This window comes from Bradyrhizobium sp. INPA03-11B, from assembly GCF_040446015.1.
GTDB classification, from domain to species: domain Bacteria; phylum Pseudomonadota; class Alphaproteobacteria; order Rhizobiales; family Xanthobacteraceae; genus Bradyrhizobium; species Bradyrhizobium macuxiense_A.
In genome coordinates this window covers 1-24,694 of the sequence record NZ_JASGSR010000039.1, presented here as the reverse complement: position 1 = coordinate 24,694, position 24,694 = coordinate 1, and the positions used below count along the sequence as shown (strand labels likewise).

Annotated in this window: 20 protein-coding genes and 1 tRNA gene; 14 read left to right on the top strand and 7 right to left on the bottom strand. The window is 64.7% G+C overall.

The genetic code is table 11. From position 1 onward, the window contains the following. Positions 1 to 195 precede the first annotated feature (195 nt). Positions 196 to 1,164 (bottom strand): AraC family transcriptional regulator, encoded by a 969-nt coding sequence (locus tag QMZ05_RS18295; RefSeq protein ID WP_353702012.1) that lies wholly within the window; start codon positions 1,162 to 1,164, stop codon positions 196 to 198. 595 nt (positions 1,165 to 1,759) lie between these two features. On the opposite strand from QMZ05_RS18295, the gene QMZ05_RS18290 reads away from it, so the two are divergent. Next, complete coding sequence (locus QMZ05_RS18290; protein WP_353702047.1) at positions 1,760 to 3,766, top strand: YgiQ family radical SAM protein; 2,007 nt, start codon at positions 1,760 to 1,762, stop codon at positions 3,764 to 3,766. A 358-nt stretch (positions 3,767 to 4,124) separates the two neighbouring features. Beyond that, a complete protein-coding gene (locus tag QMZ05_RS18285) occupies positions 4,125 to 8,948 on the top strand; it encodes an NAD-glutamate dehydrogenase (RefSeq protein ID WP_353702011.1) in 4,824 nt (1,607 codons plus the stop codon). Positions 8,949 to 9,095: 147 nt separating this feature from the next. On the opposite strand, the gene QMZ05_RS18280 is transcribed toward QMZ05_RS18285, so the two are convergent. The 3 genes from QMZ05_RS18280 to QMZ05_RS18270 form a co-directional block, all read right to left on the bottom strand. After that, positions 9,096 to 9,362 carry a hypothetical protein gene (locus tag QMZ05_RS18280; RefSeq protein WP_353702010.1) on the bottom strand — a complete coding sequence of 89 codons (267 nt, stop codon included), beginning with the start codon at positions 9,360 to 9,362 and terminating at the stop codon, positions 9,096 to 9,098. A gap of 172 nt (positions 9,363 to 9,534) precedes the next feature. Continuing rightward, a tRNA-Arg gene (locus tag QMZ05_RS18275) sits at positions 9,535 to 9,611 on the bottom strand. Positions 9,612 to 9,766: 155 nt separating this feature from the next. After that, positions 9,767 to 11,245 (bottom strand): HAMP domain-containing sensor histidine kinase, encoded by a 1,479-nt coding sequence (locus QMZ05_RS18270; protein WP_353702009.1) that lies wholly within the window; start codon positions 11,243 to 11,245, stop codon positions 9,767 to 9,769. A gap of 364 nt (positions 11,246 to 11,609) precedes the next feature. On the opposite strand from QMZ05_RS18270, the gene rpmH reads away from it, so the two are divergent. From rpmH to dapE, 11 genes are all read left to right on the top strand, one after another. Beyond that, positions 11,610 to 11,744, top strand: coding sequence for a 50S ribosomal protein L34 (rpmH, locus tag QMZ05_RS18265; RefSeq protein ID WP_008542748.1), 135 nt, complete (start codon positions 11,610 to 11,612; stop codon positions 11,742 to 11,744). A gap of 32 nt (positions 11,745 to 11,776) precedes the next feature. Then, positions 11,777 to 12,175, top strand: coding sequence for a ribonuclease P protein component (rnpA, locus tag QMZ05_RS18260; protein ID WP_074127686.1), 399 nt, complete (start codon positions 11,777 to 11,779; stop codon positions 12,173 to 12,175). A gap of 3 nt (positions 12,176 to 12,178) precedes the next feature. Then, the gene (gene yidC / locus QMZ05_RS18255) at positions 12,179 to 14,038 is read left to right on the top strand and encodes a membrane protein insertase YidC (protein ID WP_353702008.1); all 1,860 of its coding nucleotides are present in this window, start codon (positions 12,179 to 12,181) and stop codon (positions 14,036 to 14,038) included. A gap of 113 nt (positions 14,039 to 14,151) precedes the next feature. Further along, positions 14,152 to 14,805 (top strand): ribosome biogenesis GTP-binding protein YihA/YsxC, encoded by a 654-nt coding sequence (gene yihA / locus QMZ05_RS18250; protein WP_074127691.1) that lies wholly within the window; start codon positions 14,152 to 14,154, stop codon positions 14,803 to 14,805. Then, a complete protein-coding gene (locus QMZ05_RS18245; protein ID WP_353702007.1) occupies positions 14,802 to 15,170 on the top strand; it encodes a DUF423 domain-containing protein in 369 nt (122 codons plus the stop codon). Before yihA ends, QMZ05_RS18245 begins: the two co-directional genes overlap by 4 nt. Positions 15,171 to 15,380: 210 nt before the next feature. Continuing rightward, a complete protein-coding gene (argB, locus tag QMZ05_RS18240) occupies positions 15,381 to 16,274 on the top strand; it encodes an acetylglutamate kinase (RefSeq protein WP_029083632.1) in 894 nt (297 codons plus the stop codon). An 86-nt stretch (positions 16,275 to 16,360) separates the two neighbouring features. Next, positions 16,361 to 17,347 carry a DUF1036 domain-containing protein gene (locus QMZ05_RS18235; protein WP_353702046.1) on the top strand — a complete coding sequence of 329 codons (987 nt, stop codon included), beginning with the start codon at positions 16,361 to 16,363 and terminating at the stop codon, positions 17,345 to 17,347. Positions 17,348 to 17,509: 162 nt separating this feature from the next. Next, positions 17,510 to 18,208 (top strand): pyrimidine 5'-nucleotidase, encoded by a 699-nt coding sequence (locus tag QMZ05_RS18230; RefSeq protein WP_353702006.1) that lies wholly within the window; start codon positions 17,510 to 17,512, stop codon positions 18,206 to 18,208. Between the two features lie 254 nt (positions 18,209 to 18,462). Further along, positions 18,463 to 19,308 carry a 2,3,4,5-tetrahydropyridine-2,6-dicarboxylate N-succinyltransferase gene (gene dapD, locus QMZ05_RS18225; protein ID WP_353702005.1) on the top strand — a complete coding sequence of 282 codons (846 nt, stop codon included), beginning with the start codon at positions 18,463 to 18,465 and terminating at the stop codon, positions 19,306 to 19,308. Between the two features lie 215 nt (positions 19,309 to 19,523). Continuing rightward, the gene (locus QMZ05_RS18220) at positions 19,524 to 20,144 is read left to right on the top strand and encodes a DUF805 domain-containing protein (RefSeq protein ID WP_353702004.1); all 621 of its coding nucleotides are present in this window, start codon (positions 19,524 to 19,526) and stop codon (positions 20,142 to 20,144) included. A 17-nt stretch (positions 20,145 to 20,161) separates the two neighbouring features. Then, the gene (gene dapE, locus QMZ05_RS18215; protein WP_353702003.1) at positions 20,162 to 21,328 is read left to right on the top strand and encodes a succinyl-diaminopimelate desuccinylase; all 1,167 of its coding nucleotides are present in this window, start codon (positions 20,162 to 20,164) and stop codon (positions 21,326 to 21,328) included. Positions 21,329 to 21,517: 189 nt separating this feature from the next. Here dapE and truA read toward each other — a convergent pair whose 3' ends face one another. The 3 genes from truA to def are packed head-to-tail and all read right to left on the bottom strand — an operon-like array spanning position 21,518 to position 23,759. Continuing rightward, a complete protein-coding gene (gene truA / locus QMZ05_RS18210; protein WP_050419938.1) occupies positions 21,518 to 22,255 on the bottom strand; it encodes a tRNA pseudouridine(38-40) synthase TruA in 738 nt (245 codons plus the stop codon). Beyond that, positions 22,255 to 23,190, bottom strand: coding sequence for a methionyl-tRNA formyltransferase (gene fmt / locus QMZ05_RS18205; RefSeq protein WP_353702002.1), 936 nt, complete (start codon positions 23,188 to 23,190; stop codon positions 22,255 to 22,257). Before fmt ends, truA begins: the two co-directional genes overlap by 1 nt. 41 nt (positions 23,191 to 23,231) lie before the next feature. Beyond that, positions 23,232 to 23,759, bottom strand: coding sequence for a peptide deformylase (gene def / locus QMZ05_RS18200; RefSeq protein WP_074130988.1), 528 nt, complete (start codon positions 23,757 to 23,759; stop codon positions 23,232 to 23,234). A gap of 170 nt (positions 23,760 to 23,929) precedes the next feature. Here def and rmuC point away from each other — a divergent pair. Beyond that, on the top strand, positions 23,930 to 24,694 hold a 765-nt coding region (gene rmuC, locus QMZ05_RS18195), incomplete at its 3' end, for a DNA recombination protein RmuC (RefSeq protein WP_353702001.1).

The following is a 24,694-nucleotide window of genomic DNA, read 5'->3' as shown; positions in this document are numbered from 1 at the left end:
GCGCACAGCGCGGTGGTACTCAAGAGAACCGCGAGGAAGCGGGAAGGACGAACCTGATGCGACATGATCGATTCCGGAAGCCGATTTCAAAGAAGTCGGCTCCGTGAATCGCAGCATCGCGCGCAAACGTCTCGGCAAGGACGTGAAACTATCTTTGCAGAATCGAGAAAATGCCGAACAGGGAAAACGATAGGTTTACCCGAACCGGGTGTCGGACGGTGTCATTTCGAAGCGCCGGCGGAAGGCACGGTTGAACGTCGAGATGTCCCGGAAGCCGCATTGAAAAGCGATGTCGATGACGCGCCAATGCTGAAGCCCTTCTTCACTGAGGAGATCCCTGGCCTTGTCCAGACGCTGGTCGCGCAGATAGCGCGCCACTGCGAGCCCTTCGCGCTCGAAATCCTTTCGCAACTGACCGACCGAAATCTTCACATGCGCCGCGATTGCTTCCTCGCTCAGCAGCGGATCGGAAATGTTCTGCGTGACAAACGCCTTGGCCGCGAGCAGGCGGGCGCGACCGAGGGCGCCGGTGCGCGCGGCCTCGATGCCGCGCGCGTTCGGCCCGAGCGCCAGTGCCGCGAGTTCCGCCATTTGTCGCGACGCCACCCTGAGCGCCGGCGGCGCCAATCGTCCGGCCTGCCCGATCAGGGCATGCGCATAGGTGTTGAAGAGGTTGAGATAGCCCGCGTGGTTGTCCACCAGCGCGGCGACGAAGCAATCGCTGCTCCGAACGTGATCCTGCAACAAGGATCGCGAAATCGCGACCCGAATCTGCCAGGCGGCGGCGTCGGCGGCGTCGGATCGATAGGTGATCCTGCACGCCTCCATCGTCGTACTGACGACCGCCTGGCCAGGGCCCGCGACAGCCTCCCGATCGCGCTGCACGAGCGCTAGGGCGGACCCGCGAGCTGGCAACCGAACGTCAACATTGTCGCTTCCGTTAAGGGACTGGCTGATGCCGACCGAAATCCCGTCATCGGCGACCAAGCTGGCGATCCCGAGATTGGCTGACACCACCGCTTGAGCCGCCGCATAACGAATCGCCGACTCGCGCTTCGCTGCAATGTCATACCGGTGGCCCGTCGCCGATCCGAGCCGAGAACCAAGCTCCGACAGGGAGCCGGCACTCTTCGCCGAAATATCAACCAGGGTCAGGTCCGTCATCTACTACCGTTTGGCCAGGAATAGGTGAGATCATTGGCATCCGCCGGGACGTCGAGCAGTAAGTCGCAAGGCAGGCGGACCTTACCGCCCATCAATAGACATCGATTCCGGGGCTGTCTTTGCACTTCTACGACTATCGCTGCGCAAATTCGAGACTGGTCGTCGAGTGCCCGCGTTCGGCCGCGCACCCTCGCCGCTTCGAAATCGCGTGATCGAACATCGTGTCACGTCGCCATCGTGGACCAGTCCGATTTGGAAACAAAACCAAGAACAACGGTCATGCCACCGGACAGCACAGGAATTGCGCCGTGATTCACATCGGCCGATACCGAACTACGCATCGGCTCTCCGTTGGTCGACACCGCGAACTACGCCGTCGCGCGAGCCAAGAACGCTGGTTTCGGGCGCGGCATCCTACCATTATGTCATTGACATATCAGCATGATTAACAGACGCGACCTAAGACTTCCTGCTCGGATCTGGAACTCTCGTGACATCGCGATACATGACCGGGCCAGAATTCTTGTTGATTGGTTGAAATCGCGACGCCGGAGTCCTATGCGTGGCCGCTATGAGCACCCTTGCCAACGCCGAAATGTCCCTGACGTCGTGGCCGCGCCACCAGGCGCGCGCCGACAAGCCGGCGCCGTTCCTGCCGATGAACCGCGCCGAGATGACGGCGCTCGGCTGGGACCAATGCGATATCGTGCTGGTGACCGGCGATGCCTATGTCGACCATCCGAGCTTCGGCATGGCGATCATCGGCCGGTTGCTGGAGGCCCAGGGCTTCAGGGTCGGCATCATCGCGCAGCCCGACTGGCAGTCGGCCGAACCCTTCAAGGCGCTGGGAAAGCCGCGCGTATTCTTCGGCGTCACCGGCGGCAACATGGACTCGATGGTCAACCGCTACACGGCGGACCGGCGGCTGCGCCACGATGATGCCTATACGCCGGACGGCGAGGGCGGCCGCCGGCCGGACCGCTGCACCATCGTCTATGCCCAGCGCTGCCGCGAAGCGTTCAAGGACGTGCCGATCGTGCTCGGCGGCATCGAGGCGTCGCTGCGCCGCATCGCGCATTACGACTACTGGTCCGACAAGGTGCGCCGCTCGGTGCTGGCCGACGCCAAGGCGGACCTTCTGCTCTACGGCAACGCGGAACGTGCCGTCGTCGAGGTGGCGCACCGGCTCGCCAATGGCGAAGCGCCGCGCGATCTCGACTCGATCAGGGGCGTCGCTCTGTTCCGCCGCGTGCCCGAGGATTACGCCGAGCTGCATGCCGACGATCTCGACTCCGCGGACGAGGGCGCAGCGCGCCAGGCGGGCAATGTCGTGATCCGCCTGCCCGCCTGCGAGCAGGTCGAGCAGGACCGCGAGGCCTATGCCCGCGCCTCGCGCGTGCTGCATCGGGAGAGCAATCCCGGCAATGCGCGGCCGCTCGTGCAGCGTCACGGTGACCGCGATTTGTGGCTGAATCCGCCTCCGATCCCGCTGTCGACGGCCGAGATGGACTCCGTCTACGATCTGCCCTACGCGCGTGCGCCGCATCCCTCCTACAAGGACGCCAAGATTCCGGCCTGGGAGATGATCCGCTTCTCGGTGACGATCATGCGCGGCTGCTTCGGCGGCTGCACCTTCTGCTCGATCACCGAGCACGAGGGCCGCATCATCCAGAACCGCTCGGAGGGCTCGATCCTGCGCGAGATCGAGCGCATCCGCGACAAGACGCCGGGCTTCACCGGCGTGATCTCCGACATCGGCGGGCCGACCGCCAACATGTACCGGATGGCGTGCAAGGATCCGAAGATCGAGGCCGCATGCCGGCGGCCGTCCTGCGTCTTCCCGGAGATCTGCCCCAACCTCAACACCTCGCATGACGACCTGATCCGGCTCTATCGCAAGGTGCGCGAGGTGAAGGGCGTCAAACGGGTGATGGTGGCCTCCGGCGTGCGCTACGACCTCGCGGTCGAGAGCCCCGAATACATCAAGGAGCTCGTCACCCATCACGTCGGCGGCTACCTGAAGATCGCGCCCGAACACACCGAGCGCGGCCCGCTCGACAAGATGATGAAGCCGGGCATCGGCGCCTATAATCGCTTCAAGAAAATGTTCGATGCCGCGGCCGAGCAGGCCGGCAAGAAATATTACCTGATCCCGTATTTCATCGCCGCGCATCCGGGCACGACCGACGAGGACATGATGAACCTCGCGCTCTGGCTCAAGAAGAACCGCTACCGCGCCGACCAGGTGCAGACGTTCCTGCCCTCGCCGATGGCGACCGCGACGGCGATGTACCACACCGGCGTCAATCCGCTGCGCGGCGTGCGCCGCGGGGCGAGCGACAAGGTCGAGGCGATCAAGGGCCTCAGGCAGCGCCGGCTGCACAAGGCGTTCCTGCGCTATCACGACCCCGACAACTGGCCACTGCTGCGCGAGGCGCTGAAGCAGATGGGCCGCGCCGATCTGATCGGCTCGCGCCCCGAGCAACTCGTGCCCGCGCACCAACCGCCCGGCACCGGCAAGGCCGCCGGCACGCGGCGACCGCTGCGCGAGGGCGGCCGGGCACAGCGCTTCACCACCAAGGGCCTGCGGATGGGCAAGTAAGACGGCCGGAATTCAGATCCGGCCGGACTTGGAAACTTGGCTGCGCTTTTTTCAGATTGGCGCCGACATGGCGCGCCATGCAGAACACCATAACGCACTTCTATGTAATTGAAATTGTGCGAGATTCCTGCCGCGCCGCCAGCCCGTCATCGCCGGCTTTGGCCCGGACGCTCTAATGTAGGGTATTTCGGTTCGCGCCCCACGGCTCCGCGCGCCTTTGCCGCTCCGGGGTGATAATGTCAAAGCTGCGGGACCAGAGATTTCGCGCAACCTGGATAATGGCGCTCGAAGAAGTGCGCTCCAGGATCGACCTGATGATCGCGACTGCGGTTGGATGTTGCGAGAAAGGGAGGACGTTATGGAAGCGTGGCGTGACGACAAGGCCCGCGCAACCCTGATTCGTGATGCCGCGGGAATCGTGCAGCCGGGCAAGACACCCCGGACCTTTGCCGAACTTCTGTTCGGCCACACCAACATCGAGGACCTCGCCAACCACGACGCCTCATCGCTTGCCCTTCTAGCCGAGCAGACCTGGGAGCATGTGCAGAGCCGCACAGCGGGCAGCGCAGATATCCGCGTTGTCAATCCGACGATGCCGGACGGGCGCGAGATTTCGGTGCTCGAGATTCTCAACGACAACATGCCCTTCCTGTTCGATTCCACCATGGCCGAGCTTGCCGAGCAAGGCATCGAGGTCACCCTGGTTGCGCATCCGATCATCGCGGTGGAGCGCGATCACCAGGGCAAGCTGCTGCGCTTCCATGGCGAAGCACTGCCGGAAGGCGCAAAGGGTGCACGCGAAAGCCTGATTCATTTTCACATCGCTCGCCTTGATGCCGACGCCGACCGCCAAAAGCTGATCGACGGCCTCACCAGGACATTGAGCGAGGTGCGCGCTTGCGTCGCTGACTGGCGAGTCATGCGCGAGCGCGTGGAGGAAGCAATCAAGACGTTCTCCTCCAATCCGCCGCCGTTGCCGATCGACGAGGTCGCCGAGGCCAACCAGTTCCTGCAATGGCTGTGCGCGGACAATTTCACCTTTCTCGGCGTGCGCGAATATCGCTTCTCGCCCGACAATGATGTGTCGGACGACATCACGACCGGCGATGGTCTCGGCATCCTGCGCGATCCCGACGTGAAGGTCCTGCGCCGCGGAACGGAAATGGTGGTGATGACGTCGGAAATCCGCGAGTTCATGCGCGAGCCGACCCTGCTGATCGTGATCAAGGCCAATGTCAGCAGCCGCGTGCATCGCCGTATCCGGATGGATTATGTCGGCATCAAGCTCTATACGCCCGATGGCCGGCTCGAGGGCGAATTGCGCCTCGTCGGCCTGTTCACCTCGGGCGCCTACACCCGCTCTGCGCGACAGATCCCCTATGTCCGCCACAAGGTTTCACAGGTGCTGCAGCGCGCCGGCTTCGACCCGAACAGTCATTCGGGCAAAGCGCTGACGCACATTCTTGAAGACTATCCGCGTGACGAACTGTTCCAGATCGACGTGGACACCCTGTACAATTTCGTCATGGAGATCCTGATCCTTTATGAGCGTCCCCGCGTCCGGGCGCTGGCACGGATCGACAAGTTCGATCGCTTCGTCTCCATCCTCGCCTTCATTCCGCGCGATAAATACGACACCGACGTGCGCATGCGCGTCGGTGCCTTCCTGGCGCAGGTCTACAAGGGGACGTTGTCGGCCTCCTACGTGTCCTTCCCCGAAGGGGCGCTTGCGCGCGTCCACTACATCATCGGGCGCTATGAAGGCAAAACGCCCATCATCGAGCGTGGCACGCTCGAAGCCGGAATCGCCGCCATCGCCGCGACCTGGGCCGACAAGCTGAAGGCCGCGCTCACAGCGTCGACTGACGGCATGCGCGCGCGCATGCTCGCGAGCCGTTACGCCCGGGCCTTTAGCGGCGGCTACACCGAGGTGTTCGGCGCCGACCAGGCGATCGCCGATATCGCCACGATCGAAAAACTCACGCCCGCGCGCCCCGTGGCGATCACGGTTTACCGCACCGAGGGTGAGGACGATCCGACGCATTTCGGCTTGAAGGTGTTCTCGCACGGCGCCCCACTGTCGCTGTCCTATCGCGTGCCGGTGATCGAGAATCACGGCTTGCGCGTGGTCAACGAACGCACCTATCAGATCGCACCGCACGCCATGCCGGCGCCGCCACCGGTCTGGCTGCACGACATGACGATCGAGACCAGCGACGGCCAGCCGATCCGGATCGGCCCGGAATTCAACCGCCGCCTGGAAGCCTCGATCATGGCCGTGGTCGGCGATCGCGCCGAATCCGACGGCTATAACGCCCTGATCCTGCGAACGGCCCTGGGCTGGCGGGAAATTTCGACCATTCGCGCCCTGTCCCGCTACCTGCACCAGATTCGCGCGCCGTTCACCCAAGACTATATGTGGGAGACCCTGCGCAAGAACGCCGCGATCACCGCCAGCCTTGTCACGCTGTTCCAGACCCGCCTCGATCCCCGCCTCGCCTGCACCGATGCCGAGCGTTCGGCACGCGAGACGGCGCTGCTCGCCGAAATCGAGGAGCAGCTTCAATCCGTCGCCTCGCTCGATGAGGACCGCATCCTGCGCCGCTTCACCAATCTGGTGCAGGCCACCATCCGCACCAATCTGTGGCAGATCGGCGAGAACGGACATCCGCGTCCGGTGATCTCCTTCAAGTTCGACGCGCACCGGATCGACGACCTGCCCGCTCCGCGACCTCTCTACGAAATCTTCGTCTACTCACCCCGTGTCGAAGGCATTCACCTGCGGTTCGGAAAGGTTGCGCGCGGTGGCTTGCGCTGGTCCGACCGGCCGCAGGATTTCCGTACCGAGATCCTCGGCCTCGTGAAGGCGCAGCAGGTCAAGAATGCCGTGATCGTGCCAGTCGGCGCCAAGGGCGGCTTCGTCCCCAAACGCCTGCCGCCGCCTTCGAATCGCGACGCCTGGCTCGCGGAAGGCACCGAAGCCTATCGCATTTTCGTGCGTTCGCTGCTCGAGCTTACCGACAATCTCGACGGCGACACCGTCGTGCAGCCCGACTCGACCGTGCGCCATGACGGCGATGACCCCTACCTCGTCGTCGCCGCCGACAAGGGCACGGCCACCTTCTCCGACGTTGCCAACTCGATCTCGGCCGAGAAGAACCACTGGCTCGGCGACGCTTTCGCCTCCGGCGGCAGCCAGGGCTACGACCACAAGAAGATGGGGATCACGGCGCGCGGCGCCTGGGAGGCGGTCAAGCGCCACTTCCGCGAACTCGGCACCGACATTCAGACCATGCCGTTCACCGCGGTCGGCGTCGGCGACATGTCAGGCGACGTCTTCGGCAACGGCATGCTGCTGTCGCCGGCGACGAACCTCGTGGCTGCCTTCGATCATCGCGACATCTTCATCGATCCGTCGCCGGATCAGGCGATCAGTTTTGCCGAGCGCAAGCGCCTGTTCGACCTGCCGCGATCGAGTTGGCAGGACTACAACAAATCACTGATCTCGCAAGGCGGCGGCGTATTCTCGCGCCTGCTCAAGGCGATCCCGCTCGCACCGGAAGTGCGCACCCTGCTCGATCTCGACAAGCCGCAAGCCACGCCCTCGGAGGTGATGACAGCGATCCTGAAATCGCGCGCCGACCTCCTGTGGTTCGGCGGCATCGGCACCTATGTCCGCGCCTCGGGAGAAAGCGACGATCAGGTCGGCGACCGCGCCAACGATCCGATCCGCATCACCGGCGGCGACGTGCGCGCACGCGTGATCGGCGAAGGTGCCAATCTCGGCGTCACCCAGCGCGGCCGCATCGAAGCGGCGCAGAAGGGCGTCAAGCTCAACACCGACGCGATCGACAATTCGGCCGGCGTGAACACCTCCGACGTCGAGGTCAACATCAAGATCGCGCTGGCGCGTCCCGAGCGCGAGGGACACCTCAGCCTCGCTGACCGCAACAGCCTGCTCGCGGTCATGACCGACGAGGTCGGCACGCTGGTGCTGCGCAACAACTACCTGCAGACGCTCTCGCTATCGCTCTCCGAGCGCAAGGGCATGGCCGAGACCGGCTTCCTCACCCGCCTGATGCAGTCGCTGGAGCGGCGGGGTCTGCTCAGCCGCGCCGTGGAATTCCTGCCCGACGACGCGGCGCTCACCGAACGCACAAGGCGCGGTCAGTCCCTGACACGGCCTGAACTTGCCGTGTTGCTCGCCTACGCCAAGCTGACGCTCTACGATGACCTGCTCGGCACCCACGTGCCCGACGACCCCTATCTTGCTCGCGAACTATCGCAGTATTTCCCGCGCGAGGTTCAAGACAGATTCCCGGCGGCGGTCGAGTCCCATCGGCTGCGACGGGAGATCATCGCGACCAGTCTCGTCAATGCCGTGATCAACCGCGGCGGCCCGGCCGGCGTTGTGCGCCTGACCGACGAGACCGATGCCGATGTCGCAACCATCGTCATGGCCTACGTGGCGGTGGATGAATCCTACGGACTGAAGTGGCTCAATGATGCGATCGACGCACTCGACACCTGTATCGACGGACAGTTGCAGCTTTCCCTTTACGCTTCGATCCAGGATCTCTTGCTCTCCCGTATGGTCTGGTACGTGCGCAACGTTGATTTCAAGGACGGCCTGGAGGCGGTCATCGCGCGCTTCGGCCCGGCTATCCGCGAGATTGTTGCAGGGCTCGACAATACCCTGCCGCCGGACTTGCAAGCCGCGCGCAGCAAGCGACGGCAGGACCTGACCGATGCCGGCGTCCCGGCCGGCATCGCCGGCGAATTCGCTGATCTCGATGCTCTGGTCTCGGCCCCGGATATCGTGACGGTTGCGGAGCGCACCATGCGCGCCATCGGCGATGCGGCTGCGACCTTCTTTGCTGCGGAAGCCAAGTTCCGTCTCGACCTCATCATCGGTGCCGCACGCAGCGTGCCGGCAAACGATTATTTCGAACGTCTCGCCATCGACCGCGCGATCGACCAGATCGCAGCCGCTGAAAGAAGGCTGACCGCGGATATGCTGGCGACCGGCCAGTCGGGCCAGGAGGCCGTCGAGACCTGGCTCGCCGCGCATCCCGAAGCGACGCGGATTCGCCGCTCGGTCGAGGAAATTGCGGCCAGCGGCCTGACGCTCGCCAAGCTTGCGGTGGCGGCGAACCTACTGGGGGACCTGGTCAAGGCCTGAGAGTGCTTCGTCCACCCAGTCGGGCCCCTCACCGGACGCGGCGGCCCGCAAACAAGCGGCACGTTTTCTTCCAGACCACCGCGATCCGGTGGGACGACGAGACCCGCGGCGGCGTCGCGGGTCTCGTGGATGGACCGGCTATGCCAGTCAGTGCAGCGAACCGTCCGTCCGGACCGAAGCCCGCGCGGTCGTGATCTTGTTTCGCGGCGTCAGAACGCTGAGCTGATGCGGCGTGGCCGACGTCGCGGCGACCGGCGCCTGCTCGTGGACGTTGGCGGCGCCAAGCGCGCCAGCCTGCACCGGCGAGATCGGCAGGCCCGCGGCTTCGTAAGTCGGAAGCTCTGCGGCGGATGCGGCCGTTGCACTCGCGATCGCGAGGGCGGCGGCAATGATGGAGAGGGAAATCTTGGTCACGTGAAGGCTCCTCAATCGGACTTGAGAAACCGACATAGGCCAATTTTGTTGCAATGCAATAACATATACCGCGCTGCACAAGTATTTGACCGCGCCCCGGCGCGAGAGGTCAGAGCACAGCGGTCTCGCCGCTGGGCACATGCCTTAAAAATTCAATGAAAACAAAGATGAATGGCGCGCCCGGAACGATTCGAACGTCCGACCCTCAGATTCGTAGTCTGATGCTCTATCCAGCTGAGCTACGGGCGCATTTTCGCGGGTCAGGCTTGAAGCCCGGATGGCTCCGGGAGCCCCGGAACGTCGCGAAAGAGCGCTCTAGCTACAGGCTCCCGGTCCGGTTGGCAAGGTCTGGAAACGCCAATTTCGGTCGCGGCTTCAGCCGCCCTGGAATTCCGGGGGCGGTCTCAGGCCCTGGCCCGCTCGCTGCGGATCGACAGCAATTCCACCGGGCGATCCGGGATCGAGATCCGGAAGGTGGCGCCGATGGTGCCCTCGACCAGGTGGATGTGGCCGCCATGGGCACGGATCAGCTCGGCCGCGATCGCAAGGCCAAGCCCGCTGCCGCCGGGGCGGCCGGAGGTCTGGAACGCCTCGAACAGATGCTCGCGCGCCTTGGCCGGCACGCCGGGTCCGGTGTCGGAGACCTCGATGATCGCAACCGTCCCCTCGCGGCGGCCGGTGATGCGGATCTGCTGAGCGCCGCCATCGCTGTCCTGCCGGCTTTCCAGCGCCTGCGTCGCGTTGCGCACCAGGTTGAGCAGCACGCGGAACAGCTGGTCCGGATCGGCGTCGATGGTCAGGCCGCGCTCGATCGCGCTGATCCAGGTGATCGAGACATCGGTCGCCAGCCCGGCCGACTCCCGCACCTCGGCAACCGCAGGCTCCACCATGATCACGCGGCGGTCGGGCGCCGCCTCCTGCGCGCGGCCATAGGACAATGTCGACTGGCAGAAGGCGATGGCGCGCTCGAGCGAGCGCAGCAATTTCGGAGCAAAGCGCTGCACCCGCGGGTCAGGCACGCTGGCGAGCTGGTCCGACAGCAACTGCGAGGATGCCAACAGGTTGCGCAAATCGTGATTGATCTTGGAGACGGCGAGCCCGAGCGCGGCGAGCCGGCTCTTTTGATGCAGCATCGAGACGAGGTCGCGCTGCATGTCCGACAGTTCGCGCTCGGCAACGCCAATCTCGTCGCCGCGCTGGCTGGGCACAATGATTCGCGCCGAACTTTCCGGATTCTCGTGGAAGCCGACCAGGCTCGCGGTCAGCCGCCGCATCGGCCGCACGAACAGATAGTGCAGGGCCAAATAGACCAGGCCGGCGGTCAGGCCGGCAATCAGCAGCGCAACGACCAGCACGTTGCGCGAGAAGCGGTACATCGCCTGCCGCAGCGGCTTCTCGTCGATCACCACTTCGATGAATTGCGCCTGGCCGGGCGCCGGGCCGACCACGCGGATGGTCTGGTCGCCGTGCTCCAGCATGATCTCGAAGGCATCGACGATCGCCGACCACACCGTCATGGCCCGCATGTCGACATCATGGTCGATCGAGGCCGGCAGGTCGGCGCTGGCGAGCAGGCGGCGCTGCTGGCCGAGCTTGATGGCAACCGCGCGGGCGCCGATGCTGGTTAGGATCTGCCGGGCCAGCGAATCCGGCACCAGACCGGAAGGGGCGGCATCGAGCACCAGCGCTGCGGTATTGGCGGCGGCCAGGCGGTCATTGAGCCGGTTCATCCGGAAGTTGGCGATCGCCGGCACATAGATCAGGAGCCCGGCGATCATCACCAGCGGAATCGTCAGCAGCAAAAGTTTGCCCGACAGCCCGAGCCGAAGGGACGGCTTGGGCCGCTGGTTCTGCGCGGTCGCCTGATCGTCAGTTAGAGCCACAAGATAAGGCCTTGTTTGGCTTAGGGGTCGGAAGATGCGGCCCGGCCCCCAAGCCGGTCAAATTACGGATCGCTAATGTCGGCGGTTCCCCGAACACCTCAAAGCGTACCCTTACCGTCAAATACCCCGCGAAATCAGATATATTCGCCCGAATTGCGACGTTTCAAAGAACCCTTTTTGCGACGCCCTGCGACATTGACGAAAACAGGGCGCTCCCTTATAAGCCGCGCCAACTGTCCGCGATGGCCCGGTTCTTGACCGGGGGCGGCTCATTTGGGGCCGTAACGGCTCGTTTGGGCCCGCCAGCATCACCGGACTCCATCTCAATATAACGGCAAATTGCCCGGTCAGCGGAGAATTACCCGTGAAGCGGACTTATCAACCCAGCAAACTGGTGCGCAAGCGCCGTCACGGCTTCCGCGCTCGCCTCGCCACGGCCGGCGGCCGCAAGGTCCTCGCTGCGCGTCGTGCGCGCGGCCGCAAGCGCCTGAGCGCCTGAGCCCGGACGTCTCCTCCCCGGAGATACCCATTATGGATCGGCTAAGGCAGCGGGCGGATTTCCTCGCCGTTGCCAATGGCGCACGGGCGAATACCGCAGCTTTTGTGCTGCAGGGCCGCCGGCGCGACGATCAGGGCCCGATCCGCGTCGGCTATACCGTCACCAAGAAGAATGGCACTGCGACCGAGCGCAATCGCATCCGCCGCCGGCTTCGCGAAGTGATGAGACGGGTCGATGCCGTATTCATGCGGCCGCACCATGATTATGTGCTAGTCGGCCGTCGTGACGCGCTGACCCGCGACTTTGCGACCATGATTGACGACCTGCGGTCGGCGCTGCGCCGCCTCGACCGGCCTGCTGCGCCCAAGACGGGTAACGACAAGGCGGGTAACAAACGCGCGCCCAATCCGAATGGAATGACGAGACCCTAAGAGATGTCCGACAACCGCAACACGATCCTTGCCGTCATTCTGTCCGGCCTCGTCCTGATCGCCTGGCAATATTTCTACAACGTGCCGCAGATGGAGAAGCAGCGCGAGGCGCAGAAGCAAGCCGAGTTGCTGAAGCCGACGCCGCAGGCCACGCCGGGTGCCGCGCCGGGGACCTCGACCGCTCCCCCGGCGACGCCGGGCACGCCTGCCGTTGACGCTCCGGTGGCGAGCCGTGAAACGGTGCTCGCGGCCGGTCCGCGCATCAAGATCGACACCCCGCGCGTGATCGGCAGCATTGCGCTGAAGGGCGCCCGGATCGACGATTTGTCGCTGGTCCAGTTCCGCGAGACGGTCGACCCCAAATCGCCGGCTATCGTGCTGCTGTCGCCGTCGGGCACGGCCGAGCCTTATTATGCCGAGTTCTTGTGGCTAACGCCCACTGGCTCGTCGGTGAAGACGCCGGATGCCGAAACCGTCTGGCAGCAGGAGGGGTCGAACAGCCTGTCGCCGAGCACCCCGGTGGTTCTGAAGTATGAGAACGGCCAGGGCCTGACCTTCCGCCGCACCATCTCGATCGACGATCGCTACCTCTTCAGCATCAAGGATGAGGTCAACAATCAAGGCAGCGCCCCGGTCACGCTGTATCCGTTTGCGCTGATCTCCCGCGGCGGCAAGCCGCCGGTCTCCGGCTACGCAATCCTGCACGAAGGCCTGATCGGCTATCTCGGCGAGCAGGGCCTGCAGGAATACACTTACAAGAACATCGACGATAGCAAGACCCCCACGGGTCCGGACTCGCGCGGCGTTATCTTCCAGAACGTAACCGACGCCTGGCTCGGCATCACCGACAAATACTGGGCGACCGCGCTGTTGCCCGAGACCAATGCGACTCTGGAGAAAGCGCGCTTCACGAACGGCGACAAGCGCTACCGGGTCGACTACATGCTCGGCGCGCAGACCATTCCGATCGGCGGCAGCGGCGTTGCCAATGCACGGCTGTTCGCCGGCGCCAAGGAGGCCGCGACCGTCGGCCTCAACTTCCCGCTGGTCGGCTTCGGCGGCTACAACAAGCAGCTCGGCCTCAACCATTTCGATCTTCTGATCGACTGGGGCCACTTCTACTTCATCACCAAGCCGATGTTCCTGGCGCTCGACTGGTTCTATCGCCTGGTCGGCAATTTCGGCATCGCGATCCTCTTGGTGACCGTGATCGTGAAGCTGTTGTTCTTCCCGCTCGCCAACAAGTCCTACGCCTCGATGGCGAAGATGAAGTCGGTGCAGCCGCAGCTCCAGGCGCTGAAGGAACGCTATCCTGACGACCGCGTGAAGCAGCAGCAGGAGATGATGGAGATCTACAAGAAGGAGAAGATCAACCCGATCGCCGGTTGTCTTCCCGTCGCCTTGCAGATCCCGGTGTTCTTCTCGCTCTACAAGGTGCTGTTCATCACCATCGAGATGCGGCACGCGCCGTTCTTCGGCTGGATCAAGGACCTCTCGGCACCCGATCCGACCAACCTGTTCACGCTGTTCGGGCTGATCCCGTTCGATCCGATCGCGCTGCTCGGACCGCATTTCGGCGCCTACCTGGTGATGGGCATCTGGCCGATCATCATGGGCATCACGATGTGGGTGCAGATGAAGCTCAACCCGGCGCCGCCGGATCCGACCCAGAAGATCATCTTCGACTGGATGCCGCTGATCTTCACCTTCATGCTGGCCGGCTTCCCGGCGGGTCTCGTGATCTACTGGGCCTGGAACAACACGCTCTCGGTGCTGCAGCAGAGCTTCATCATGCGCAAGAACGGCGTGAAGGTGGAGCTGTTCGACAATCTGAAGTCGACGTTCGCCAAGAAGCCGACGTAGGAAGCACCGTCATTGCGAGCGAAGCGAAGCAATCCATGCCTCCACGCGAGGAGAGATGGATTGCTTCGTCGCTTCGCTCCTCGCAATGACGGAACGAGAACGAGCCGCCGCGCATGACCACCGAACCCGATGCGGAGCTGATCGAGCAGGGACGCAAGCTGTTCGCCGGCGACTGGCGCTTCATCTGGGCCTCGCCCTCGATCGAGACGCTGCCGCCGATGGCCGGCCTCGAGGTCGCCTTTGCCGGCCGCTCCAATGTCGGCAAATCGAGCCTGATCAACGCGCTGACCGGCCGCAGCAACCTGGCGCGCACCTCGCACACGCCCGGCCGCACCCAGGAACTGATTTTCTTCGAAGGGCCTGAAAAGGCCGGCTTCCGCCTGGTCGACATGCCCGGCTACGGCTACGCCTCGGCGCCGAAGACCAAGGTGGCGTCGTGGACGGCGCTGATCCACAAATTCCTGCTCGGGCGCGCGACGCTGGCGCGGGTCTATGTGCTGATCGACGCGCGCCACGGCATCAAGGATGTCGATCTCGACGTGCTGAAGACGCTGGATAAATCCGCGGTCAGCTACCAGGTCGTGCTGACCAAGGCCGATCAGGTCAAGGCGGGCGAGCTGAAGACCACGATCGCCGAGACCATCGCGACGCTGGCAAAACATCCCGCCGCCTTCCCCGAGGTGCTGGTGACCTCGTCGCGCACCGGCGACGGCATGCCGGAGCTGCGCGCCGCCATGGTGCGCCTGATCGAGGAACGGCGCCGATGAACGGCGCATCCCGTCTTCTGATCGGCCTTGCCGCCATCATGGGCGCCTGCGGCGTGATATTGGCTGCGGCCGCGGCCCATTTGCCTGACGCCACGCGGCTGGCGGCGGCGTCCTCGATGCTGCTGTTCCATGCGCCGGCCGCCATCGCGACGATCGCGGTCGCGGACCGTGCGATCGTTCATACCAAGCTCGGAATCGTGGCGGCGGCCGGCTTCGTCATCGCGGCGTCATTGTTCGCGGCCGACCTGGTGCTGCGCCAATATGCAGGCCACGGACTGTTTCCGATGGCCGCGCCGACCGGCGGAACGCTGCTGATCGTGAGCTGGGTGGTGCTGGCGGTCGCGGCCATGTGGCCGAGGCGTTGATGCCTCCTTTCCTTCTCCCCTTGTGGGAGAAGGTGGCGCGGATGCAATCCGCGCCGGATGAGGGGTCTCTATCCGCGGAGACAGACCCCTCACCCGGCGCCTTCGGCGCCACCCTCTCCCACAAGGGGAGAGGGTGAACAGCACTTTGCGCCCTGCCCGGCAATCAGATAGAACCGCGCCCGTCCCTCCGCTGACGATGAGACCAGCCCCATGACCGACCAGCACATCAGCCCGCTCGATCAGGCCCGCATCCTGTCCGAGGCGCTCCCGCACATGCAGGAGTATGACGAGGAAACCATCGTCATTAAATATGGCGGTCATGCCATGGGCGCCGAGGACACCGCCAAGGCGTTCGCGCGCGACATCGTGCTGCTCGAGCAGACCGCGATCAATCCGGTCGTCGTGCATGGCGGCGGGCCGCAGATCGCGACCATGCTGAAGCGGCTCGGGATCCAGTCGGAGTTCGCCGCCGGCCTGCGCATCACCGATGCCGCGACCATCGAGATCGTCGAGATGGTGCTGGCCGGCTCGGTCAACAAGCAGATCGTCGGCTACATCAACGAGGCCGGCGGCAAGGCCGTGGGCCTGTCCGGCAAGGACGGCAACATGGTGAAGGCGTCGAAGACGACCCGCACCATGGTCGATCCCGATTCCAACATCGAGAAAGCCGTCGATCTCGGCTTCGTCGGCGATCCTGAAAAGGTCGACCTGACGCTGCTCAACCAGCTGATCGGCTATGAGCTGATCCCGGTGCTGGCGCCGCTGGCGACCTCGCAGGACGGCCAGACGCTGAACATCAACGCCGACACCTTTGCCGGCGCGATCGCGGGCGCGCTGAAGGCCAAGCGCCTGCTGCTGCTGACCGACGTGCCCGGCGTGCTCGACAAGTCCAAGAAGCTGATTCCGGACCTGTCGATCAAGGAGGCCCGCAAGCTGATCGCCGACGGCACGATTTCCGGCGGCATGATCCCGAAGGTCGAGACCTGCATCTACGCGCTCGAACAGGGCGTGCAGGGCGTCGTCATCATCGACGGCAAGACCCAGCACGCGGTGCTGCTCGAGCTCTTCACCAACCAGGGCACCGGCACGCTGATCCATAAGTAATGGCAGACGCGGCAGCGCGAATGAAGGCCGGCATCGCGGGACGCACGGCGAGGATCCCTCGCCGGTCGCCGGCGGCGCGGCTCGCAATGTCGCTGCCGGCCGCGCTGATGTCGTTCCTGTTCTCGGCGGCTCCGGCGCATGCCGACCTCAAGCTCTGCAATCGCATGAGCTATGTGATCGAGGCCGCGATCGGCATCGACGACAAGGCCGCAACCGCGACGCGCGGCTGGTTCCGCATCGATCCCGCGACCTGCCGCGTCGTCGTGCAGGGCGCGCTGAGCGCCGATCGTGTGCTGCTCAACGCGCGGGCGCTCGGCGTCTACGGCGCCTCGCCGATCCCGCAGAATGGGACTGACACGCTCTGCGTCGCGCAGGACAATTTCGTGATCGCCGCCGCGCGGCAATGCCGCTCCGGCCAGACGCCGGCGCAATTCACCCAGATCACGCCGACGCAGAGCGATGACGGTAATCTCGTCGCCTATCTCGCCGAGGACAGCGAGTATGACGACGAGCAGGCGCGGCTCGCGGGCATCCAGCGCCTGCTGGTGATCGCGGGCTACGATGCCGCACCGATCGACGGCGTCGACGGGCCGAAGACCCAGAGCGCGCTGTCGGCATTCCTCAAGAGCCGCGGGCTCGCCAGCGACATCGTGCAGTCGCCGAACTTCTTCACCACCATGGTCGATGCCGTCCAGAAGCCGTCGCCGACGGGACTGACCTGGTGCAACGACACGCAGTACAAGGTGATGGCATCGGTTGCGACCGATGACGGCAAGGCGGTGACCAGCCGCGGCTGGTATCGGATCGACCCCGGCAAGTGCCTGCATCCCGACGTCACGGGCACGCCGAAACAGATCTATTCATTCGCCGAAGCGGTCGACAGCGACAACCGCGCCATCCGCGTCAAGGACAAGCCGCTGAACTGGGGCGGCGCGGTGCAGCTCTGCACCCGCGACAGCAAGTTCGAGGTCAACGAGCAGGGCGACTGCTCGACGCGCGGCCTCACCGCGCTCGGCTTCACCACCGTCGACATGACCAGCGGCGGCAAGACGCTGCGCTTTGCGATGCCGTGATGATCACTTTCGTCGTCCCTGCGAAAGCAGGGACCCATAACCACAGGCCGGTGTTTTGCAGTTGTCTATGGCCCCAAGCGAAGGTTACTTCCGCCTTGCTCAACAATATCAGTCACGGAGTATGGGTCCCTGCTTTCGCAGGGACGACGGGTGGAGAAAGCCATGACTAAAACTCCCCGCGGCTTCAGCCATGTCGAAACCTGGGTGTTCGACCTCGACAACACGCTGTACCCGCATCACGTCAATCTGTGGCAGCAGGTCGATGCGCGGATCGGCGAGTTCGTCGGCAACTGGCTGAAGATCTCGCCCGAGGAGGCGCGGCGGCTGCAGAAGGACTATTACCTGCGCTACGGCACGACGATGCGCGGCATGATGACTGAGCACGGCGTGCAGGCCGACGACTATCTCTCCTATGTGCACAAGATCGACCACTCGCCGCTGCAGCCGAATCCGGCAATGGGCGCTGCGATCGCAAAGCTGCCGGGGCGCAAGCTGATCCTGACCAACGGCTCGGTCGACCATGTCGATGCTGTGCTGGGCCGGCTCGGCATCGGCCATCATTTCGACGGCGTGTTCGACATCATCGCCGCCGATCTCGAGCCGAAGCCGGCGCCGCAGACCTACCAGAAGTTCCTCAAGCTGCACGACGTCGATCCGACGAAAGCCGCGATGTTCGAGGACCTCGCGCGCAATCTGGTGGTGCCACATGGGCTCGGCATGACCACCGTGCTGGTAGTGCCCGACGGCAGCCAGGAGGTGGTGCGCGAGACCTGGGAGCTCGAAGGCCGCGACGCCGCTTATGTCGACCATGTCACGGATGATCTGACGGGCTTCTTGCAGCGGCTAAACAAGAAGCCCTGATCCCTCCATGCGTCGTCCCGGCGAAAGCCGGGACCCATAACCACAAACCTGCGCTTGGGTACTCGCCGTGGCCCCAGCGTGCCGCAACACTGGCATTCGTGGTTATGGGTCCCGGCTCGCGCTTCGCTTGGCCGGGACGACGGAGATAGAGACCGCTTGGCGGACGGCCGAGTTTGCCTTGACTCCGCAGCCCCGAATTCCGAAAAGGCCCGGCAAAATTCCCTCATATCCCGATACGTCCAAGGATTGTCCCGATGTCTCTGTCCGCCCTCGAAACCACCGTCAACACCGCGTTCGACGCCCGCGAAGGCATCTCGACCTCAACCAAGGGCGAGGTCCGCGAGGCGGTCGATCACGCGCTGGAGCTGCTCGACAAGGGCGAGGCCCGCGTCGCCGAGCGCGAGGCAAGCGGCAAGTGGAAGGTCAATCAGTGGCTGAAGAAGGCCGTGCTGCTCTCGTTCCGCCTCAACGACATGGGCCAGATCGTGGGCGGCCCGGGCAAGGCATCGTGGTGGGACAAGGTGCCGTCGAAGTTCGAGGGCTGGGGCGAGAACCGCTTCCGCGACGCCGGTTTCCGCGCCGTGCCGGGCGCGATCGTGCGCCGCTCGGCCTTCATCGCCAGGAACGTCGTGCTGATGCCCTCCTTCGTCAATCTCGGCGCCTATGTCGATGAAGCGACCATGATCGACACCTGGTCGACGGTCGGCTCCTGCGCCCAGATCGGCAAGCGCGTGCACATCTCGGGCGGCGTCGGCATCGGCGGCGTGCTCGAGCCGCTGCAGGCCGAGCCCGTGATCGTCGAGGACGACTGCTTCATCGGCGCGCGCAGCGAGGTTGCCGAGGGCGTGATCGTGCGCAAGGGCGCGGTGCTGTCGATGGGCGTGTTCCTCGGCGCCTCGACCAAGATCGTCGACCGCGAGACCGGCGAGATCTTCGTCGGCGAGGTCCCTGAATATGCCGTCGTCGTGCCCGGCACGCTGCCGGCCAAGCCGCTGAAGAACGGCCAGCCCGGCCCTGCCACCGCCTGCGCCGTGATCGTCAAGCGCGTCGACGAGCGCACCCGCGCCAAGACCAGCATCAACGAGCTGCTGCGGGACTGATCGGTCTTTCGCCCGACAATCTATCACCGTCACCCTGAGGTGGCCGCTTCTTCAGCGGCCCTCGAAGGGTCGACGGCCCGGCTTGTGGCCGTGCACCCTTCGAGGCTCGCTCCGCTCGCACCTCAGGATGACGGATCTGATATCGAACCAAGCACCTCTTCAAAACGACAAAACTCCGGGCCGCGAAACATTGCCGCCGTCCGGAGCTTATTTTCATGGACTGGGCCAATTACCTGTTCGGCTTCAAGGGCCGCGTCAACCGGGCCAAGTTCTGGCTCGGAGTGCTGATCATTGTCTGCTGGATGATGTTTCTCGCCGCGCTCGTGGTCCTGGCCGGCCTCGGCGGCAAGACCGGTTCGTTTGGCTTCAACGTCGACGACATCTTCCGGGCCTTCGACCCCGACAGCTACAAATCACTGACATGGGCCGGATTGCCGACCTTGCTGGTCGAGGCCTGCGGAACGTTCCTGTTCGTCTGGGTCTATATCGCAGTCTCGATCAAGCGCCTGCACGACCGCGACAAGAGCGGTTGGTGGATGGTGCCGTACTTCGTCCTCCCCGGCCTCATGAGCCAATTCTCGGACCGGCTGCCGGACGAATCCTATTTGATGGCGGCTGCGGGCATGATCGTGTTCGTGCTCTACATCTGGGGCTTCATCGAGCTGGCGTTTCTGCGCGGCACCTCTTACCCCAATCGCTACGGTCCCAATCCGCTGGGAAAAACCCATGTGAGCCGCGGAGGCGGCCGCGGCACTGGGTCGCGCTCCACGCAGGGCTGGGATCAGCAAAGCGAGCTCGATATCGTGCCGCACAAAGCTGGTCCACCGACGCTGTGACGTGTTAAGCGAGGCGCATGAGTGATGCCGTCTCGATTACCCGCGATCTGGTTCGCTGCCCCTCCGTCACCCCGGCCGACGCCGGCGCGCTTGGCGTGCTCGAAGGCCTGCTGAAGGCCGCTGGCTTCGACGTGCACCGCGTGACGTTCTCCGAGCCCGGCACCGCCGACATCGACAACCTCTACGCCCGCATCGGCAGTGCTTCGCCGCATATCACCTTTGCCGGCCACACCGACGTGGTGCCGCCGGGCGATGAAGCGGCATGGACGCTCGGTGCGTTCTCGGGCGAGGTGAAAGACGGCTATCTCTACGGCCGCGGCGCCGTCGACATGAAGGGCGGCATCGCCTGCAGCGTCGCCGCGGTGCTGCAATATCTGAACGACCATGGCGGCAAGCCACAAGAGAATGGCGGCGGATCGATCTCGTTCCTGATCACCGGCGACGAGGAAGACGTCTCGATCAACGGCACCGTCAAGCTGCTGCAATGGTGCGCCGAGCGCGGCGAAAAATTCGATCATTGCGTGCTCGGCGAGCCGTCGAATGTCGAAGTGCTCGGCGACATGATCAAGATCGGCCGGCGCGGCTCGCAATCCGGCACGCTGGTGGTCGACGGCGTGCAGGGCCATGTCGCCTATCCGCACCGTGCCTCGAATCCGGTACCTGATATCTCCAGGCTGATCGTGGCGCTGAGCGACGAGCCGCTGGATCACGGCAGCGCGCAATTCCAGGCCAGCAACCTCGAATTCACCACCGTCGATGTCGGCAACACCGCGAGCAATGTGATCCCCGGCCAGGCGCGCGCGAATTTCAACATCCGCTACAACGACAACCACACCCAGGAGAGCCTGCGGCAGTTGGTCGATGAGCGGCTGGCGGAGGCCTGCGGCAACCGCATCCGCGCCCACATCGACTGGCAGCCGTCGAACTCGAACGTGTTCGTCACCCAGCCCGGCCCGTTCACGGACCTTGCGGTCGCCGCGATCGAGGAGATCACCGGCCGCAAGCCGGAGCTCTCCACCTCCGGCGGCACCTCGGATGCACGCTTCATCTCGAGCTATTGCCCGGTGATCGAGTTCGGCCTCGTCGGCCAGACCATGCACCAGATCGACGAGCGCACGCCGGTGGCCGATCTGGAGAAGCTGACGCGGATCTATCGGGGCGTGTTGGACAGGTATTTTGCGTAATCCAGCCGCTCGGCTGGACAAAATATCGAAAACAACCCCATGCACAGTAGGGATTGTGGTCACTGGTGATCCACCGGCACCAGATGCAGTAGATCGCGTAGGATGGCTGGAACGCAGCGATACCCATCATGCCTCAGCGAAAGCGATGGGTATCGCTTCGCTCCACCCATCCTACGAAGTCACTTCCGCCTAATAATCCACCCGCATCAGGTAGAGCCCGTCCGGTGGCGCGACGGGGCCGCAGGCGGCGCGGTTGCGGGCGGTGAGTGCGGCAAAAAGATCGTCCGCGCTCCAGCGGCCCTCGCCGACCCAGACCAGCGAGCCGACCATCGAGCGCACCTGGCTGTGCAGGAACGAGCGCGCCGAGGTCACGATGTTGATGGCAGCGCCGTCGCGGGTGACGTCGAGCTGGTCGAGCGTCTTCTCCGGCGACTTGGCCTGGCACTCGGTGTCGCGGAAGGTGGTGAAGTCGTGCTTGCCGAGCAGCCGCTGCGCAGCGGCGTGCATCGCGTCGGCATCGAGCGCGCGCGGCACGCGCCAGACCCGGCCGACATCGAGCGCGAGGTTCGCGCGGGTGTTGGTGATGCGATAGAGATAATGCCGCTTCGTCGCCGAGAAGCGTGCCTCGAAATCGTCGGGCACGATATCGGCTGCGAGCACGGCGATCGGATCGGGCCGCAGATGCGCGTTCAGCCCGTCGCGAAAACGGCCGGGCGGGAAATGCTTGGCGATGTCGCAATGCGCGACCTGGCCGCGCGCGTGCACGCCGGCGTCGGTACGCCCGGCGCCATGGACGCGCACATCCTCGCCGCAGATCGCCTTGACCGCGGTCTCCAGCGCGCCCTGCACGGTCGGCGCAGTGTCCTGGATCTGCCAGCCGGAGAACGGCGTGCCGTCATATTCGATGGTGAGCTTGTAGCGGGGCATCAGGTGAGCCGCGCGGGCGGCTTCAGCGGCGTGCCGCGCAAAAAGTCCGCCGCCTTCGTCGGAGTCTTGCCGGCGCGCTGCAATTCGAGAATCCGGATCGCGCCGTCGCCGCAGGCGATCGCGAGATGACCGTCGAGCACAGCGCCCGGTTGGCCCGCGCCCTTGGCCAACTCGCAGCGCAGGATCTTCAGCCGCACCGGCTCGCCTTCGCCCAAAAGTTCGCACCAGGCGCCGGGGAACGGCGACAGCCCGTGGATGTGCCGCAGCACGGCGTGCGCCGGCTGCGTCCAGTCGATCCGCGCCTCGGCCTTCTCGATCTTGGCGGCGTAGGTGACGCCGTCCTCGCTCTGCTTCATCAGCTGCAAGCCGCCGCGCTGCAGCCCGCCCATCGCGCGCACCATCAGATCGGCACCGAGCGGCGCCAGCGCGTCGTGCAGATCGGATGCCGTCATGCTGTCCGTGACCGGCAGCCGCTCGGCCATCGCGACGTCGCCGGTGTCGAGACCGACATCCATCTTCATCACCATCACGCCGCTCTCGGCATCGCCAGCCATGATGGCGCGGTTGATCGGCGCGGCACCGCGCCAGCGCGGCAACAGCGACGCATGCAGGTTGAAGCAGCCGAGCCGGGGCGCGTCGAGAATGGCCTGCGGCAGGATCATGCCGTAGGCGACGACGACGGCGGCATCCGCATCATGGGCGCGAAACGCCTCGAGCGCTTCGTCCGTCCTGAGAGTTTTCGGCGTCAGCACCGGAATGCCGAGCCGCCGCGCCTCCTGCTCGACCGGCGTCGGCTGCAGCTGCAGGCCGCGCCGGCCGCCGGGCTTCGGGGCGCGGGTATAGACAGCCACGACCTCATGGCCGTGCGCCACCAGTTCCAGCAATGTCGGCACGGCGAAATCGGGCGTGCCCATGAAGATCAGGCGGAGAGGCATGCGATCAGATTCTTCCGGGCGTGAGACAGCGGAGGACGCGCCTAGTCCGCTGCGCGCTTGGCGGCCTTCTCGAATTTCTTGAAGACGCGGTCGCGCTTCAGCTTCGACAGATAGTCCACGAACAGCACGCCGTTGAGATGGTCGATCTCGTGCTGGATGCAGGTGGCATAAAGCCCCTCGGCATCCTCCTCATGCAGCTTGCCGTCGAGGTCGGTGAAGCGCAGCCGCACCCGCGCCGGGCGCTCGACCTCCTCGTAGTATTCGGGGATCGACAGGCAGCCCTCTTCGTAGACCGACAGCTCTTCCGAATGCGAGATGATCTCCGGATTGATGAACACCCGCGGCTGCGGCGTGGTCTCGCCGTTCTCGTCGCGCTTGGCGAGGTCCATGGTGATCAGCCGCAGCGGCTGCGCGACCTGGATCGCCGCAAGCCCGATGCCGGGCGCGTCATACATGGTCTCGAGCATGTCGTCGGCGAGCTTGCGGATCTCCGGCGTCACCTTCTCGATCGGTTTCGACACCAGCCGCAACTGCTTGTCCGGCAGGATGATGATTTCTCTTAAAGCCATGGCGGCGATTTAAGCTGCGGGCCTGATGCGGTCAATGCGCTCAGGAACCCGGTAAGCTAACCTTAACCACGTTTCTTCACCTCAGGTTAACCAAGAAAATTCGGAAAGCATTTACCATAAGCGTTCCCTCTTCGTTCGCGTCCGACGGCGAATCGGCTACAACGGATGGCATGAACGAGATTCTGCTCACGATGGGCGACCTTCCGGTCCGCGTCTCCGACGCGCTGATTGGCCTTGGCGCGCTGGCGCTGATCCTGCTGTTCGCCATCGCCGTGGTGATCGCGCGCGGCAGCCGGCGCGGCGCGGAACTCGCGATGGCCCAGGCCATTCGCGCCGACGAGCTGGAGGAGCGGCTCGCCGACATGCTGCGGGCCCAGAGCGAATCCTCCGGGCGGGTCGACGCGATGGCCCAGGCGCTGGCCGGGCGCCAGGCCGAGATGGCCCGCGCCGTCAACGAGCGGCTGGATTCGGTGACCCACCGGGTCGGCCAGTCGATGGAACAATCGACCCGCAACACGATGGATTCGCTGCGCGTGCTGCACGAGCGGCTCGGCATCATCGACCACGCCCACAAGAACCTCAACGAGCTCACCACCCAGGTGACGACCTTGCGCGACGTGCTCGCCAACAAGCAGTCGCGCGGCGCGTTCGGCCAGGCGCGGATGGAGGCGATCGTCCAGGACGGCATGCCGAAGGGCTCGTTCGAGTTCCAGTACACGCTGACCACAGGCAAGCGGCCGGACTGCGTCGTGTTCCTGCCCGACCAGCGCCCGCTCTGCATCGATGCTAAATTTCCGCTGGAGGCGATGACCGCGCTGCACGATGCGCGCAGCGACGAGGAGCGCAAGTTTGCCAGCCAGCGATTGCGTACCGACGTGCTGAAGCATGTCAGCGACATCGCGGAGAAATATTTGATCCCGGGCGAGACCCAGGAC